Source organism: Nostoc paludosum FACHB-159 (genome assembly GCF_014698835.1).
Lineage (GTDB): Bacteria > Cyanobacteriota > Cyanobacteriia > Cyanobacteriales > Nostocaceae > Nostoc > Nostoc paludosum.
In genome coordinates, this window is record NZ_JACJTU010000042.1 from 1 (window position 1) to 15229 (window position 15229).

Genomic DNA, 15229 nt, shown 5'->3' on the forward strand with positions numbered 1-15229 from the left:
AGTAATCCTGACCAACCTACGAATACAAAGCGATCGCGCTTGAGCCAGTCGTCTACTACGTCAAACCACCCTCTTGTACTTGGGGCGCGTCCAACTGCGATGGTCATCGGACTAAAATCCTCTTTTTTTACTAAAATTGCAACGTTTTTGAACCAGCGCCACCTTAAAGCTTTGCTTTCTCAGCGACTGCTGTGAGGAATTAACGTTTTTTTGACAATTTCAACAGCCTATAAAGCTACTGAATTTCTGAGAACTTGCTGTCTAGTGAAGTCAGCATTTCTCAGAGCTATGCCATTACACGTACCACTGGCTAGTAACTTAGCTTGTGGTAACTTAATGATTCTTAACTTATCATATTAGTTCGGTTTTGGCCAGACACACGCAAGCGGATCGGGTATTCAACACGAACGTATATTTATATATGAATATCAGAATTTTTACAATTTGACACAAGTTTTCTCAGAAATCTAAACAATTGTAATTGGGAATTGGGCATAGGGTATGGGGCATTGGGCATTGGGAGTTAGGAGTGGGGAGTTAAGAGTTAGGAATTTTCTCCTCCTCATCCCCATCCGCCATGCCCTATGCCCCATGCCCTAATCCAGTTGCAATATATCCCGATTCAATGGCAGACTTTTAAAGAGAGTATCTCACAGGCAATGGTAGTTCAATGACGGCATCAACAACGATTAACAAAGGCGATCGCCTGCTACATCAAAACGTTCTCGGTTCTCGTCGGTTTAGTAACTACTGGTGGGCAACTATCGTTACCTTAGGAGCAACAGGCTTTCTACTGGCTGGCATATCCAGTTACCTAAAAATTAATTTACTCATAGTTACCGATCCAACTCAACTGATATTCCTCCCTCAAGGATTGGTGATGGGATTATATGGCACTGCTGGCTTGCTACTAGCCACGTACTTATGGTTAGTGATTTTATGGGATGTGGGAGGCGGTTACAACGAGTTTAATCAGGAAACCGGGACATTTAAAATATTTCGTTGGGGATTTCCTGGCAAAAACCGTCGCATTGAAATTGATGGTCGCATAGAAGATGTTCAGTCTGTGCGAATAGCTGTCAAAGAAGGTATTAATCCCCTTCGTGCCCTCTATCTCCGCGTTAAAAATCGGCGAGATATACCCCTAACAAGGGTTGGACAACCATTATCTTTAACAGAGTTAGAAACAGAAGGCGCAAAGCTAGCTCGCTTTTTGGGAGTATCGTTAGAAGGGCTTTGAGGGACTGGGTACTGGGGACTGGTGACTGGGGATTAGGGGATGGGGAGTAGGAGTGGGGAGATGAGGGAGACAAACCAACTCAAAATTCAAAATTCACGCATTAAAAAACTTCTGCCTTCTGCCTCCTGCCTTCTGCCTCCTCTTTATCCAATGCTCAATTCCCTTTAAAAGGATAAGATACTTAAGTTGAATCAGTAACTAGCAATGCGGTTGAAAATTTCACAATTTTTGCTTTCTGTTGCGATCGCCAGTGCCTTGATGTTGGGAGCATGTTCAACACAGCAAGTCGCTTCTAATAGCACTTCTTCCCCAACATCGGCAGCTACCTCAAACGCAAGTGAGGCAACTACTAAGACAACTACTGAAGCAACGCCTGTATCTCAAAGTACTAATGAGAGTGTTCCTGGATTCGCCAATTTACCAAGGCTCGAAGGCAAGGCTACTGTAGTACTTACAGTTAAAGGCTCACCGATTACTATCGAAGTAGACGGTACAAATGCCCCAATTACAGCTGGCAACTTTGTAGATTTAGTGCAAAGAGGTGTCTACAATGGCTTAGCTTTCCATAGAGTCGAACGCGGAACTCCAGAACAACCCCAGCCTTTTGTGGTTCAAGGCGGCGACCCTCAAAGCAAAGACCCAAATTTTCCCGTAGATCAATTGGGAACGGGTAGTTATATTGACCCAAAAACGGGAAATGCTCGCTATATACCCTTAGAAATTAAGCCAAAAGGCTCAAATACACCGATTTACAATCAAACATTTGATGCTACTGCTCAACCGGTTGTATTGCCCCATAAGCAAGGTGCGGTAGCAATGGCGCGATCGCAACAACCAGACTCTGCTTCTTCACAGTTTTATTTTGCTCTAGCAGATATAGGATTCCTGGATGGTAAATACGCAGTATTTGGCAATGTTACTCAAGGCTTTGATGTAGTCAACAAAATTCAGCAAGGCGATCGCATTGACTCTGCTAAAGTTACCCAAGGTGCCGAAAATTTGAAAACACCAGCACAGTAAGAGGATAGAAAGCAGAGGGGACAAGGAGAATAATTCATCACTCTTGTAGAGACGCGATTCATCGCGTCTCCTAATTCCCAAATTTGTGAAAGTAGTTGTTACTGGTATTGGTCTAGTTTCTGCTTTGGGTGGAAGTTTAGAGGAAAGTTGGCAAAATTTGCTAGCAGGTAAATCTGGAATTAGATTACTTCAACCATTTCCAGAACTTAGACCATTTCCTATGGGTTTGATTGGTCAAAAGCCAACTGATTTGGCAATGCTAACTCAGTTGGTTGTTACTTCTGCTTTGCAAGATGCTGGCTTATTTCCACCTTTAGCGGATTGTGCTGTAGTTATTGGCTCAAGTCGCTCTCATCAAGCATCTTGGGAAGTCTTGGCGCGGCAGATGTATGAGGACACAGCCACTGAAAAAGACGCACAGAATTTCTCCTCGTCCCCGCGTCCCCGTGTCCCCGCGTCATGTTTAGAAAATTGGCTTGATACATTGCCTCACATGAACGCTATCGCCACTGCGCGACAAATTGGTGCGTCTGGGATAGTCTTGGCGCCAATGGTAGCTTGTGCTACTGGAATTTTATCTATTGCCCAAGCAGCTTTACTTATACAAACTGGGCAATGTCAAAGAGCGATCGCAGGCGCAGTGGAAGCACCAATTACACCTTTGACTTTGGCAGGATTTCAGCAGATGGGTGCTTTGGCAAAAACTGGCGCTTATCCTTTTGATGTCCATCGAGAAGGCTTAGTTTTGGGCGAAGGCGCAGCTGTGTTTGTCTTGGAATCAGCAGAGTTGGCAAAACAGCGTCAAGCAAAAGTGTATGGTGAAATTCTCGGTTTCGGCTTAACCAACGACGCATATCATACTAATTCTCCCGAACCTGAGGGAAAAAGTGCGATCGCTGCTATCAAACAATGTCTAGAACGTAGTTGTTTATCGCCAGCTGATATTAATTACATTCATGCTCATGGCACAGCTACCCAGCTAAATGACCAAATGGAGAGCATGGTAATCCAGCATTTGTTTCCCCAAGGCGTAGCAGTTAGCTCCACTAAGGGAAGCTCAGGTCATACACTTGGAGCATCTGGAGCCTTAGGTATGGCATTTTCGCTGATGGCTTTAAAGCATCAAATATTACCGCCTTGCGTTGGCTTGCAACAACCAGAGTTTGATTTAAACTTAATTACAGCAGCAAATCTCAGTAATATTAGCCATGCTTTATGTTTGAGTTTTGGCTTTGGTGGACAGAATGCAGCGATCGCTTTAGGAAAGCGATTGTCTAATGGCAACTTTTAATGCATATCTTCTTCAAGAAAACTGTAACAAAAACTACAAAATTCCTATTTTTCTAAAAAAGAGGGTAAGCTAGGCAATATATAAGATCCGGTTCGCGCAAAGACCGCGATTGGGAGAAAATTTTATGACTTTAGCATCTGTGTTGCCGTTGGAACCTGCTTCTCCAGCGCATATTTGTCCATTCGATCAAGCCTGTAGTTACCTCGAAGCTGCGGCTAAGGAATTAAGGTTAGATCCGGGATTGATAGAAATTCTCAGCCATCCACGCAAAGTGGTAACAGTTTCAGTTCCTGTGAAACTAGATAACGGAGAAATAAAAGTTTTCGCTGGACATCGGGTGCAGCACTCTGATGTTTTAGGCCCCTACAAAGGTGGAATACGTTATCATCCGGCTGTGACATTGCGGGAAGTTTCAGCCCTAGCAATGCTAATGACTTGGAAATGTGCCCTATTGGGTATTCCTTACGGTGGCGGTAAGGGTGGTATTGCGATCGATCCAAAACGTTATAGTGTTGGGGAACTAGAACGGATCAGCCGTCGTTATATCAGCGAGTTAATTAAAGATATTGGGCCTTCCGTCGATATTCCTGCACCAGACATGGGTACTTCTGCCCGTGAAATGGCTTGGATGATGGATACTTACTCCGTGAATGTCGGTCATGCTGTACCAGGGGTTGTCACTGGGAAGCCGCTTTCTGTCGGTGGTTCCAGAGGACGGGAAATGGCAACTGGGCGCGGGGCGATGATTATTGTACGAGAAGCGCTAGCAGACCAAGGTAAATCTTTGGTGGGAGTGCGAGTAGCCATCCAAGGTTTTGGTAATGTTGGCGGTGCGGCAGCTGAATTACTATATGAAGCGGGAGCGAAAATTATCGCTGTTTCTACGAGTACTGGGGGACTATTTTCCGAAGATGGTCTTGATATTCCCAAGTTAAAAGTCTACGCCGCCGAAAATCACAAGAGTATAGTCGGTTTTCCAGAAGCAGTAGCAATTAGCAATGCAGATTTATTAACTTTGCCTTGCGATGTCTTGATACCAGCAGCTTTGGAGAACCAAATCACTGAAGAAAATGCGAATCAGGTGCAAGCGCAGATTGTTGCGGAAGCGGCTAACGGCCCGGTGACTCTTGAGGCTAGCTTGTCCTTAGAGGCGCGGGGTGTGACGGTGCTACCAGATATTTTGGCCAATGCTGGCGGTGTAGTAGTGAGTTATTTGGAATGGGTGCAGGGTCTTTCTTACGTATTTTGGGATGAAGAACGTGTCAACCGCGAAATGGAACATTTGATGGTGCACGCTTACCGCCAAGTGATTCAGCAGTCGAAGAAACGGCAAGTTTCTTTGAGGTTGGCAGCTTATACACTGGGAGTAGGTAGAGTGGCTCAAGCCCTGACTGACAGGGGTCTTTATCCTTAAGGTTTAGGAATATGCAACGGTTTTCAATTAAATAGACGATATGAGTAGGGGCACAATATATTGTGCCCCTACAATAACTTTTGATTTGTGTGTGTCAAAGATACTTAAGCTTGATGACTAACCAGAAGGTGTAGCAGCATGAATTAAGTCTGGACTTTCGCCAGCAGGAGGACGCTTAATACTTTGAGATGATGTGGGACGTTGATGGCGAGCGCGAGTTTCTATTTTTACGGGTTGACCAATCTTAATTGACTCGTAAAGCGCTTGAATGATACTAACATCAATCAACCCTTCAATCCCAGATGGTTCTGGATCTTTATCTTCAAGAATACAATTAGAGAAGTAAGTGAATTCAGCTGCTAATTGATCGCGATCTTCAAAGGTACGCTCTTGAGTCTCACCATTAATTGTTAAGTAATGCTTGATTTCTCCCTGCCAAGGATAGGCAGGTTGTACTCGCAGATCTCCTTTAGTACCTACAATTTGATAAGTTGCAACACTAGCTGCCCCAAAGCTACAGGTAAAGGTTGCCAATCGTTCATTGGGGAAACGTAAGATGACACTAGTCATTTCTTCAACTTCGCTGAAGCGTTGTTCTCCCTTATTAGCAGCTACAGCAAATACTTCGATTGGTTCATCTTGAAATAGATAACGCGCAGCATTAATACAGTAAATGCCAATGTCGTCGAGCGTTCCACCACCTGTTACATTTCGTAGACGAATATTCCCTTCTTGTACTTGTTGAGTAAAAACAGAATTGAAAATTCGTGGTTCGCCAATTTGCTTTGAACGGAGAATTTCTACCGCTTGTAAATTTGCTTCTTCCAAATGTAAGCGGTAGGCAATCATCAGTTTCACGCCGTTATCATTGGCAGCTTTAATCATTTCCTCACATTCTTGTTCGGTGACAGCCATTGGCTTTTCACACAACACATGAATTGCCTGATTAGCAGCCCGTACAACGTATTCACGATGCAAGTGATTGGGCAAGGCAATATAAACTGCATCAACCTCACCACTTGTCAGACAGTTTTCATACTCTTCGTATGAATAAGTCAGTTTTATGCCGTACTTTTTGCTCAATTCTTCTCTTTTAGTGGGGTCATCAGAGACTAGTGCAACTAATTCTGAGTTTTCCGCGTGGGCAAAGGAAGGTAAAGCAGCATCTTGAGCAAACCAACCTAAACCAACAACAGCATAACGAATTTTACGCTTACCATTTGTAGCAGTCATTTTTGTACCTATTGATGAACAAATTTTGTGAATTTTAATGGACTAGCTATCAAAAAAATCTCGAATAAATAGCATTCCAAGTGGAAGACGAATAAATGTAAAGACACCAGATTGAGATTTACTGGTGCTTGCGAGTCGAGGTTTTAATTGTTTACAAGACTGATTTTGATGTGGAATTCTGAATGTTACATTATCTCGCTAAGGCGGCTTCAATTTCTGGTTCTAATTGAGCTTTAGTTTTCTGAAATTCCTGACCTAATTCAGTTAGCTCTTGCTCATCCATACACTCGCGGACAGCAGCAAAAATTTCGCTTTCTTCCTCTTCCACATGGTACTGAACTGCTTCTTTTAATTCACTCATTTTTTCTTTAAACTCAGGAGCAGTAGGCTTAAGAACCTTAATTTCTTCCAAAATTAAAGAAACTTCTTCATGCTCTTCTTCAGCTTCTTCAACATATTGTTCAGTTTCATCGTATTCTCGCAAAGCTGGGTAGAAGACTAATTCTTCAGTTCTAGCATGTAAATTCAGTGCTTTATATAGTTGATTGAAGTGTTCTTGTAATTTACTTCCCTTCGCTTTTTCAGCTTGTGCAAAAAGTTGCTCAACTTGACGATGCTCTGCTTCAATTAGTGAGAGAATGTCTGTTGCTTTAGTCTTAGCCATTTTTATCCCTCAGTAATAATCGATTTATAGGGCTGAAAATGTAGAGGTCGAACTATAGGTTCTCGTAATATTCTCAAAAATTTGACAAATTAAAACCTCATTCTTTTAGTAAGCTTTTGTTTAGACTTAAGGAATATTTATGGCATTGCAGCTTGACTGAAATTCATAACCTCGGCATGAGGGATAATGAGTATGTAGTATTAGCAGCCACAACTACTACTAGGAGCTAAACAAGTTTATGGTGATACAAATACAACCAACAACTCAGACTTTATACGACCAAGATTATTACCTTTGGCTGAGGACAACAATCAATCAACTTCGCGCAGGACAGTTTTCTGCTGTGGATTTAGATAATTTGCTCGAAGAATTAGAAACTATGGGTAGAAGCGAAAAGCGAGGGATAAAAAGTTTGTTGATTCGACTTTTTGAACATCTGCTTAAGCTTACATACTGGGATAGAGAACGGGAGCGAAATGAAGGGCATTGGAAGGGTGAAATTAGGACATTTCGTAGAGAGATTAAGGAGCGACTCAAAGAGAGTCCTAGTCTTAAGCCTTACATTTTAGAAATATTTGATGAATGTTATCAAGATGCAAGGACAGAAGCAAGCGATCGCTCTCAACTAGCTATTGACATATTCCCCGTGATACCCATTGGCTCTTTAGAACAAATTTTAGATGAAAATTGGTTTCCTGAGTGATGCCATTTGGCAAATATCACAATAATTAAACACCAGGCTAACTCAATGCCCGACTCAACGATGCATGGCTAAATTTAAATGTTCTGCCTATTCTCTAACGAAAGATTTAGTTTAAACATAAGTAACCACTTATTGCTTCTCTACCAAACCCGATTAAAATAAATACGCAACTTGGGTTTCCATAGGAGTTATCCAGCCGTGCAGCCGGACTTAATAGGCTTGGAAATTAGTAAAGGGGAACTGAGACGCTTGACTGGGTTCGACCCAGAAGACGTTTTTCGACCCTCTGTTTTGCGAGATCGCAAGAAGCGATTAGGGTTTTTGATTAATGAAATGCTGGTGACGCTGGCGCTAACGCCAATTATCGTTGGCTTTGTTTATGCGTTTATTATTTTGCCAACAATTGGGTCTTCAATTAAATTCGGAATTCTTTTACTAATTCTAGTGCCAATCCCGATATTGGTGGGGCGATCGCTCTGGCGACAGTTGACCTTTCCTGAAGCACTGACAATACTTTTAGATGAAGTTGATAAATATCATGACCTGGTTAGCGCCATAGATATTAATGACCAATTGGCAGCATCAGGAAACGTAGAAAGCAATATCCATGACCGAGATCGAGTCACAGCCGCCTTGCAACTAATTCGAGAAGATTTAGTCCGCGCTCTGAAAACGGAACGAATTTTGCGAGATAATAAAAATTTGCTTGCTAGTAATCAAGAGTTATTTGTCAATAATTTAGCTAGTCTCCAAGCTTTACAAGTTAGTAGTCAAGCAGGTGAATACGCTCAACTTTTAAATCAATCATTGCAGATTGCGATCGATGTGCAAGCAGAAATTAGAAAATTGCACAAAAGTTGAGTTGAGTTTTTCTCGGCTGATGTATGACAAGAGGCAAGAGGCAAGAGGCAATAGGCAATAGGCAATAGGCTTTAAGTCTCTTGGCGCTGGGGTTTTACCATCAGTTTATGTTCTCAACTATGGTTCAACTGCTATATTTCCTAAAAAAACCATCGCCTGATTGACCAATAATTCCTTGATGATAACAGCCCCCATAGCTTTGTGAAATCAATCCAAAATCCAAAATCTAAAATCCAAAATCATCTCAATGAGCAACAAACCCAAAATAATTGTCCTAGATGACGATCCTACAGGTTCTCAAACAGTCCACAGCTGCTTGCTACTAATGCACTGGGATGTGGATACTTTACGCAGTGGGTTACAGGATGATTCACCGATTTTCTTTGTGTTGACTAACACGAGATCCCTAACACCAGAGTCAGCTGCATCTGTGACCAAAGAAGTTTGCCAAAATCTGAAAATTGCTTTAAAAGCTGAAGGAATTGACGATTTTTTGATTGTCAGTCGCTCTGATTCTACCTTGCGCGGACATTATCCCATTGAAACAGATGCGATCGCTCAAGAACTCGGCCCTTTTGATGCCCATTTTCTCGTACCTGCATTCTTTGAAGGTGGACGCATTACCCGTGAGGGCGTGCATTATTTAATCATTGATGGTGTACCCACCCCAGTCCATGAAACAGAATTTGCCCGTGATTCGGTTTTCAGCTACCATCATAGTTACTTACCCAAGTACGTCGAAGAAAAGACCCAAGGACAAATTCAGGCTGAAGCAGTAGAACGGTTTCTCCTAGCTGATATTCGCGCTGGTAGTCTGGAACGCTTGCTAAAACTGAGTAATAATCAGTGTGCTGTCGTTGATGGTGAAACTCAAGCCGACCTCGATCGCTTTGCACTAGATATATTAACAGCAGCAAGCCAAGGTAAACGCTTTTTATTTCGTAGTGCTGCCAGCATTTTAACGGCTTTAGCCGCTTTACCTCCCCAACCCATCGCTGCTGAAAACATGGCACAGTACGTGCGCCAAGGCAAACCAGGTGCGGTGATTGTTGGCTCCCATGTGAAAAAAACTACTCAGCAGTTAGAGGCTTTGTTGCAAGTAGAGGGAACTGTGGGAATTGAAGTAGATGTAGCGCGACTACTCGATAATCAAACTAATCAATCGGCTGTACTCCTGGGAGAAATTCAGGAAAGTACGCGGTTAATACATGAGGGTGGTAAAACACCAGTGGTTTATACCAGCCGTCAGGAACTAAATTTTCAGGATGTCAAGACACGATTGGAGTTTGGAGCCAAGGTTTCAGCCTTATTGATGGATATTGTCCGCAGTTTACCATCTGATATCGGATTCTTGATTAGTAAGGGTGGCATTACCTCAAACGATGTTTTGAGTACTGGACTAGCTTTAACTTCAGCCCGCTTACTCGGTCAAATTTTACCTGGTTGTTCAATGGTGCTAACACCATCCAATCATCCCCAATTTCCCGATTTGCCTGTGGTGCTGTTTCCTGGTAATGTCGGTGATGCCGATGCTTTGGGAACAATTTTTCAACGGTTGACTAAAACAGCTTTAAGTGCTTAGTCAAGATAATAATCCTTTTGAACTACTCAGGTCTTTTTTGTCTAATAAGTCATTAGGCAGAATTAATGACACACATTATTTTTTGTTCCCCCAACCCTGTTCCTCTCTCCACAAATCAACTTATTTTTGTCCAACTATTTACTAATTAAAAGAATGATTGCAATATACAAAGCGCCCAAAATCTTATCTAATCAAGCTTTTTTGCCCAGACGCTACGCCTAGCTTGCTTCAACCTGGTAGTACACAATCGTAAATCTCAAATCCAAAATGTTATAAGGATGTTGTCGTATTTTGCAAACGATCTAATATTGGTAATTATTCGGTGTGTCCCTTGTCTTTTGGCTAGTATTGCATGACTTCTGATTCCACATTACCCAATCTAAAGTCAAATTCTGCACCTCCTAATGCAGAACCAAACTCTATTCATTCCCAGGTAGAGAAAAGTGCTAATGTTTCCGATTTAGAATCGGATTCTATCCTCCCGGATGCTGAGTTAAATTCTGTACTGCTGTATTTAAAATCCAATGCTGAGCTTGCGGATGTAGAGTCAACTCCTGCAAAGCCAGATATAGAGTCAAATTCCGCAAATTCTATATTGACTGATTTAAATAGCAGTGACTCACCATTAATAGCACAGCGGGTAAATCAGAATATTCAAGTCCAGCTGAAAAGTGAAGGGGGACGACTGTTATTAATTTTACCGCCGGAATCTCAAGTCCCTGCATCCGAAGTTAGTTGGTCTGATATTTGGCAGCAAACCAGACAGCGCCTGAACGCTGGCGATCGCTTCCGCATATCTAACACCCCCGTGCATCTAATGGCACAAGACCGACTAGTAGATGCCAGACAACTACAAGAACTCGCCGAAGCTTTAAGTGATGTTCAGCTGCGATTAGTATCAGTTTCGACTAGTCGTCGGCAAACTGCGATCGCTGCTGTCACCTCTGGTTACTCAGTCGAACAACTACAACCTGTAACTTCGCTAACTACAGAGCCAAAAGCTACAGCCATACCCCAGGCGGATGCCCTTTATTTGGAAATGACTGTACGCTCTGGAGTAGAAATTCGCCATCCTGGTACAGTAATTATCTTGGGAGATGTCAATCCAGGTGGTATTGTAGTTGCAGATGGAGATATTATCATCTGGGGTCGTCTACGTGGAATCGCTCATGCTGGTGCCGGAGGTAATCTTTCGTGTCTGATTATGGCCTTGCAAATGGAACCAACCCAATTGCGGATCGCAGATGCTGTGGCTAGGGCACCAGAAAAATCGCCGATGCAGTTATCTCCAGAGGTGGCACATATTACGCCCCAAGGAATTCGCATTGCTAGGGCTACTGATTTTTCCAGAAACCAATCGATCAAGACCGATAAGCAACCCTGAATATTTACTTAAAAGATTTAAGGATATCAGGATAAAACATAGCGATTTTCATGTAGATAGAATACACTACTTTAATCCATAGCCCTTTTCCTGTGGCAAAGTGTATTGTACATAACCGAAAAACGCTATAAAAAAGCACTCATAGCTGATTCTCGCCTTAGAGATTCAGACATTTCTTCATACTTGATACGATACTTCATACTTTATACTGCATTTACAGTTTTATATTTCCTGAACCCTCATTGACCGCATTTCTATCATGACTCGCATTATTGTGATTACCTCCGGTAAAGGAGGAGTGGGTAAAACCACCGTTTCAGCAAATCTGGGCATGGCTTTAGCCAAAATGGGCCGTCAAGTTGCCTTGGTTGATGCGGATTTTGGTCTGAGAAATTTAGATTTGCTGCTAGGGCTGGAAAACCGCATCGTCTATACTGCGGTGGAAGTCCTGGCAAGAGAGTGTCGTTTAGAACAAGCCTTAGTTAAAGATAAGCGGCAACCCAATCTCGTACTTTTGCCAGCAGCCCAAAATCGTTCTAAAGATGCAGTCACACCAGAACAGATGAAGTTATTGGTGAATGCATTAGCACAAAAATATCAATATGTAATTATTGATAGCCCCGCCGGCATTGAAAATGGATTTAAAAATGCGATCGGCCCGGCAAAAGAAGCCCTAGTTGTCAGCACACCAGAAATTTCCTCAGTTCGTGATGCAGACCGAGTAGTTGGATTACTAGAAGCACAAGGGGTTAAACGTGTTCATTTAATAATTAACCGCATCAGACCCGCAATGGTGCAGGCAAATGATATGATGTCAGTGCAAGATGTTCAGGAACTTCTCGCCATCCCCTTGATCGGGGTAATCCCTGACGACGAGCGTGTTATTGTATCTACCAATCGCGGCGAACCTTTGGTATTAGGGGAAACTCACTCTCTAGCTGGCACAGCCTTTGAGAACATTGCTCGGAGATTGGAAGGGGAAAACGTCGAATTTCTTGATATCGACTCCTCCCAAGATAACTTCTTCGTGCGTCTGAGAAAGTTGTTCTCGACAAAGATTGTTTAACTTAATTTCCCAGTCTCGGCCCTAGACCTATTCGTAATGATTGAACTTCTAGAAAAACTTTTTTCTCGTGGCCCTGATAGCAGTCGAACTCAAGTGAAACGTCGTCTGCAATTGGTCATTGCCCACGATCGCGCTGACATCGACCCCCAAACGTTGGAAAAAATGCGGCAAGAAATCCTAGATGTCGTCTGTCGCTATGTCGAAGTTGAGACAGACGGCTTAGAGTTTTCTTTAGAAAGCAACCAACGAACCACAGCTTTAATTGCTAATTTGCCCATCCGCCGGGTCAAAGGCGGCATACCTGAATGGGAAAGAGGTGATAAGTAGCCGTAATTTTAATCTTAGTATTTGTAAAATTAAAATCACGTTATAGTTTCAGCAAATAAAGTGCGTTCGCCTTAGTTTTAAGCATCACGAATTGCTTTAACTAGCTCGTATTTGTTAATTTTGCTACAAGCCTTAATATTCAACGCTTTCCCTGGTGATATATAGCAAGCAATAGGCAACAGGCTTGCGAAAGTTTCTTTGTCTGAGGATTTTACGAGCGCGTTATGTCCTAAACTATGCTTCAACTGCTATAGTCAAAAACCATACCCTTCGTGGGCATGGTTTTTCTAAATTACAAAATGGGCATAGATTTACTAACCAGATATCAAGAATATTTTAATTCTGAATTCTGAATTCTGCCCTCCTAATAAATAGATGCTAACACTTTATCTGCTGCTGCCCGAAATGCTGTTGCTGCACCAGCACTCATATCTCGCGGCGCACAGATGCGATTTCTCACATAGGCAAGAGTAATGGCTCCAACAGCAGCTGAGGTTGGATCTATACTTTCTTTTCCACCAACTCTACCCCAAGGTAATGGGACATTATTTCCATTAATTAGATAGTCTGCCAGCAATCTGAGGTGAAAATCAACTGCTTGTGCGATCGCCGAAATATCACCATTTGCTGCTAAAGCTTGCACCCCTGAATTTTTCAGAATATCTTTGATTGCAACTTCGTGGTTATCGCTCAGTCGTTCAGCTGCTTCTGCCCGATATTGGATTTCCTGGCTAGCTGCTGCGTCCAGTGGTAATGGATTTCCCACCGGTGATGCACCCCATCTACGGCGCAGAAGTAAATTATTTGTGGTGTCATCAGACTTCACCCTCTGATATGCAGGACGCTGATTGAGTGCCTCAAACCAAGCATTGATCCGGGGGAAGCGGGGATTTCCTTTAATGTGATAGTCGCGGTATACAGGCAAGTTAGCCGCTAATCTATCTAGATGAGGGCTATACATAATATCTACCAAGCTAAAACTTGAAACAAAGTAGGGGCCAGGATATTTACCCAAAGCTTGCTCAAGCTCATCTAATTTAGCTTCAAATGCTGCCTGGAAATTTGCTAACTCATCAGCATCTGTAGGCGTTTGTCTTAAAAATTTATAGGCAATCTCTCTAAATCCATTGGTTTCGGCATCTTCAACCCATTGTCTAGCAATAGCGTTTTCCTGTGGATCTTCAGGAAGTAGGGGGGGACTGCTAAATCGTTCTTCTAAAGCCAGGAGAATATCTTTAGATTCGTAGACTAACTTACCCTCAATTGTTGCACCAGGAACAAGGGCTGTGGGAACCAAGTCTATATACCACTGGGGCTTATTACTTAAATCGATGAATTCCGTTGTAAATGGAATTTCCTTTTCTTCCAGTGCAAACCAAACTCGTTCGCAGAAAGGACACCAGGAATTAGTATCTCGATAAAGCAGAACTGGCGGTTTTGTATTTGGGGAAAGTTTATCTAAACCGATGGGGATTGGTGCAGTAGAAGGAGATTGTCCTGGTCTTTTCACCCTACGAGCAGAAGTATTTTTTCTAGCAGTCTCTAACAGGTCTTCCCAGCTGGATATCGTATTTTGAATAGACATATTTTTTATCTCGCTTTATTAGCAACGCCAGAAAACACAAATAACTGTTGTTCTTTGGGTACAGTCAAATTTTCGCCAAGGTAACGGTGAATACCTACACCCATATTTCCTGTAGCAGTGATTTTGAAGTTCAATTCCTCAAATCCTGACGCAGCAAAAGTTTTTCGCACATTGTCAGAGTAGGGAATACCATTAGAATGCCCGCGAGTCCAGATAACAAAAGCACCTTGTTTGCTCAGAAAACTCAAGTTATCCAATAAGCGATTCAGTTCGCTTTCCTCAGGCAAATTACCAAAGACACCACACACAAGCACAATATCTGCTGGAACTGCTCCTACATAGTTAGCGGCGATAGTTGCATCACCATTGATAAACTCAATTTGTTTGCCTAAACCCAAAGACTCTATAGTTGCTCGTCCACGCTCAACTAGATTTGGATTTATTTCTACAAGTCGTGCGTAAACATCCTGCTTACGAGGGTGATTTTTTAAAGTTCCTAGTAAATCTCGTCCATCACCCGCGCAAACACTCACTATATGAATAGAGCCATCAGGTGATGCATTCAAACTATAACCAATATATTCCTGCACGATTTCTAGACGCTGTTGCAATACTGGCTCAGTGTTATAGAGGTCGTGCCATTCAAACCAGTCTCTTGGCATAAAGGCGATTCCCATTTTATGCAAATTACCGTAGAATAAAACTACGATAAATCGATAGATAATTAGTAGTTAATGAATGAACGCAGGCTACCATAGAACTCGATGTAAAATCAAGCCTTGTTAGAGTAGGTGAGGTTTAAGCATCAGATGGCGTTGGTAGATCGGGGATCGCGATCGCACTACCTTACCGACTAGAT

At 42.5% G+C, this 15229-nt stretch carries 15 protein-coding genes and 1 pseudogene; 10 read left to right on the forward strand and 6 right to left on the reverse strand.

Annotated features, from left to right (window positions below):
- A pseudogene (locus tag H6H03_RS29490) lies at positions 1-107 on the reverse strand (photosystem II D2 protein (photosystem q(a) protein)); the annotation flags it as partial.
- A 360-nt stretch (positions 108-467) separates the two neighbouring features.
- Positions 468-593 carry a hypothetical protein gene (locus tag H6H03_RS41505; RefSeq protein ID WP_277926192.1) on the reverse strand — a complete coding sequence of 42 codons (126 nt, stop codon included), beginning with the start codon at positions 591-593 and terminating at the stop codon, positions 468-470.
- Between the two features lie 77 nt (positions 594-670).
- Here H6H03_RS41505 and H6H03_RS29495 point away from each other — a divergent pair, with 77 nt between their 5' ends.
- From H6H03_RS29495 to H6H03_RS29510, 4 genes are all read left to right on the forward strand, one after another.
- Positions 671-1240 (forward strand): photosystem I assembly protein Ycf4, encoded by a 570-nt coding sequence (locus H6H03_RS29495; RefSeq protein ID WP_190958610.1) that lies wholly within the window; start codon positions 671-673, stop codon positions 1238-1240.
- Positions 1241-1444: 204 nt separating this feature from the next.
- A complete protein-coding gene (locus H6H03_RS29500; protein ID WP_190958611.1) occupies positions 1445-2260 on the forward strand; it encodes a peptidylprolyl isomerase in 816 nt (271 codons plus the stop codon).
- Between the two features lie 85 nt (positions 2261-2345).
- Complete coding sequence (locus tag H6H03_RS29505) at positions 2346-3551, forward strand: beta-ketoacyl-ACP synthase (protein ID WP_190958612.1); 1206 nt, start codon at positions 2346-2348, stop codon at positions 3549-3551.
- A 124-nt stretch (positions 3552-3675) separates the two neighbouring features.
- Positions 3676-4965, forward strand: coding sequence for a Glu/Leu/Phe/Val family dehydrogenase (locus H6H03_RS29510; protein ID WP_190958613.1), 1290 nt, complete (start codon positions 3676-3678; stop codon positions 4963-4965).
- Between the two features lie 117 nt (positions 4966-5082).
- On the opposite strand, the gene H6H03_RS29515 is transcribed toward H6H03_RS29510, so the two are convergent.
- Both H6H03_RS29515 and H6H03_RS29520 read right to left on the reverse strand, forming a co-directional pair.
- Positions 5083-6198: a Gfo/Idh/MocA family protein gene (locus H6H03_RS29515; protein WP_190958614.1), complete on the reverse strand. Its 1116-nt coding sequence runs from the start codon at positions 6196-6198 to the stop codon at positions 5083-5085.
- A gap of 190 nt (positions 6199-6388) precedes the next feature.
- Positions 6389-6862, reverse strand: a complete 474-nt coding sequence (locus H6H03_RS29520; protein ID WP_190958615.1) for a hemerythrin domain-containing protein — start codon at positions 6860-6862, stop codon at positions 6389-6391.
- Between the two features lie 238 nt (positions 6863-7100).
- Here H6H03_RS29520 and H6H03_RS29525 point away from each other — a divergent pair, with 238 nt between their 5' ends.
- The 6 genes from H6H03_RS29525 (at position 7101) to minE (ending at position 12785) form a co-directional block, all read left to right on the forward strand.
- Entirely contained in the window at positions 7101-7565 is a 465-nt protein-coding gene (locus H6H03_RS29525; protein ID WP_190958616.1) for a DUF29 domain-containing protein, read from the forward strand.
- A gap of 198 nt (positions 7566-7763) precedes the next feature.
- Positions 7764-8426: a hypothetical protein gene (locus H6H03_RS29530; protein ID WP_190958617.1), complete on the forward strand. Its 663-nt coding sequence runs from the start codon at positions 7764-7766 to the stop codon at positions 8424-8426.
- A 247-nt stretch (positions 8427-8673) separates the two neighbouring features.
- Positions 8674-10008: a four-carbon acid sugar kinase family protein gene (locus tag H6H03_RS29535; protein ID WP_190958618.1), complete on the forward strand. Its 1335-nt coding sequence runs from the start codon at positions 8674-8676 to the stop codon at positions 10006-10008.
- 352 nt (positions 10009-10360) lie between these two features.
- On the forward strand, positions 10361-11392 hold the full coding sequence (gene minC / locus H6H03_RS29540; protein ID WP_190958619.1) for a septum site-determining protein MinC: 1032 nt from the start codon (positions 10361-10363) through the stop codon (positions 11390-11392).
- A 259-nt stretch (positions 11393-11651) separates the two neighbouring features.
- Complete coding sequence (gene minD / locus H6H03_RS29545) at positions 11652-12458, forward strand: septum site-determining protein MinD (protein ID WP_096537093.1); 807 nt, start codon at positions 11652-11654, stop codon at positions 12456-12458.
- A 36-nt stretch (positions 12459-12494) separates the two neighbouring features.
- Positions 12495-12785: a cell division topological specificity factor MinE gene (gene minE, locus H6H03_RS29550; RefSeq protein WP_073640149.1), complete on the forward strand. Its 291-nt coding sequence runs from the start codon at positions 12495-12497 to the stop codon at positions 12783-12785.
- 364 nt (positions 12786-13149) lie between these two features.
- On the opposite strand, the gene H6H03_RS29555 is transcribed toward minE, so the two are convergent.
- Together H6H03_RS29555 and H6H03_RS29560 are read right to left on the reverse strand one after the other, a co-directional pair.
- Positions 13150-14370: a glutathione S-transferase family protein gene (locus H6H03_RS29555; RefSeq protein WP_190958620.1), complete on the reverse strand. Its 1221-nt coding sequence runs from the start codon at positions 14368-14370 to the stop codon at positions 13150-13152.
- A 5-nt stretch (positions 14371-14375) separates the two neighbouring features.
- Positions 14376-15032 carry a class I SAM-dependent methyltransferase family protein gene (locus H6H03_RS29560; protein WP_190958621.1) on the reverse strand — a complete coding sequence of 219 codons (657 nt, stop codon included), beginning with the start codon at positions 15030-15032 and terminating at the stop codon, positions 14376-14378.
- Positions 15033-15229: the final 197 nt, after the last annotated feature.

Coding starts and splice junctions, on each gene's coding strand:
- H6H03_RS41505 (WP_277926192.1), bottom strand. CDS start 593: ATGGGGCATAGGGCATGGCGGATGGGGATGAGGAGGAGAAAATTCCTA.
- H6H03_RS29495 (WP_190958610.1), top strand. CDS start 671: ATGACGGCATCAACAACGATTAACAAAGGCGATCGCCTGCTACATCAA.
- H6H03_RS29500 (WP_190958611.1), top strand. CDS start 1,445: ATGCGGTTGAAAATTTCACAATTTTTGCTTTCTGTTGCGATCGCCAGT.
- H6H03_RS29510 (WP_190958613.1), top strand. CDS start 3,676: ATGACTTTAGCATCTGTGTTGCCGTTGGAACCTGCTTCTCCAGCGCAT.
- H6H03_RS29515 (WP_190958614.1), bottom strand. CDS start 6,198: ATGACTGCTACAAATGGTAAGCGTAAAATTCGTTATGCTGTTGTTGGT.
- H6H03_RS29520 (WP_190958615.1), bottom strand. CDS start 6,862: ATGGCTAAGACTAAAGCAACAGACATTCTCTCACTAATTGAAGCAGAG.
- H6H03_RS29525 (WP_190958616.1), top strand. CDS start 7,101: ATGGTGATACAAATACAACCAACAACTCAGACTTTATACGACCAAGAT.
- H6H03_RS29535 (WP_190958618.1), top strand. CDS start 8,674: ATGAGCAACAAACCCAAAATAATTGTCCTAGATGACGATCCTACAGGT.
- minC (WP_190958619.1), top strand. CDS start 10,361: ATGACTTCTGATTCCACATTACCCAATCTAAAGTCAAATTCTGCACCT.
- minD (WP_096537093.1), top strand. CDS start 11,652: ATGACTCGCATTATTGTGATTACCTCCGGTAAAGGAGGAGTGGGTAAA.
- minE (WP_073640149.1), top strand. CDS start 12,495: ATGATTGAACTTCTAGAAAAACTTTTTTCTCGTGGCCCTGATAGCAGT.
- H6H03_RS29555 (WP_190958620.1), bottom strand. CDS start 14,370: ATGTCTATTCAAAATACGATATCCAGCTGGGAAGACCTGTTAGAGACT.
- H6H03_RS29560 (WP_190958621.1), bottom strand. CDS start 15,032: ATGCCAAGAGACTGGTTTGAATGGCACGACCTCTATAACACTGAGCCA.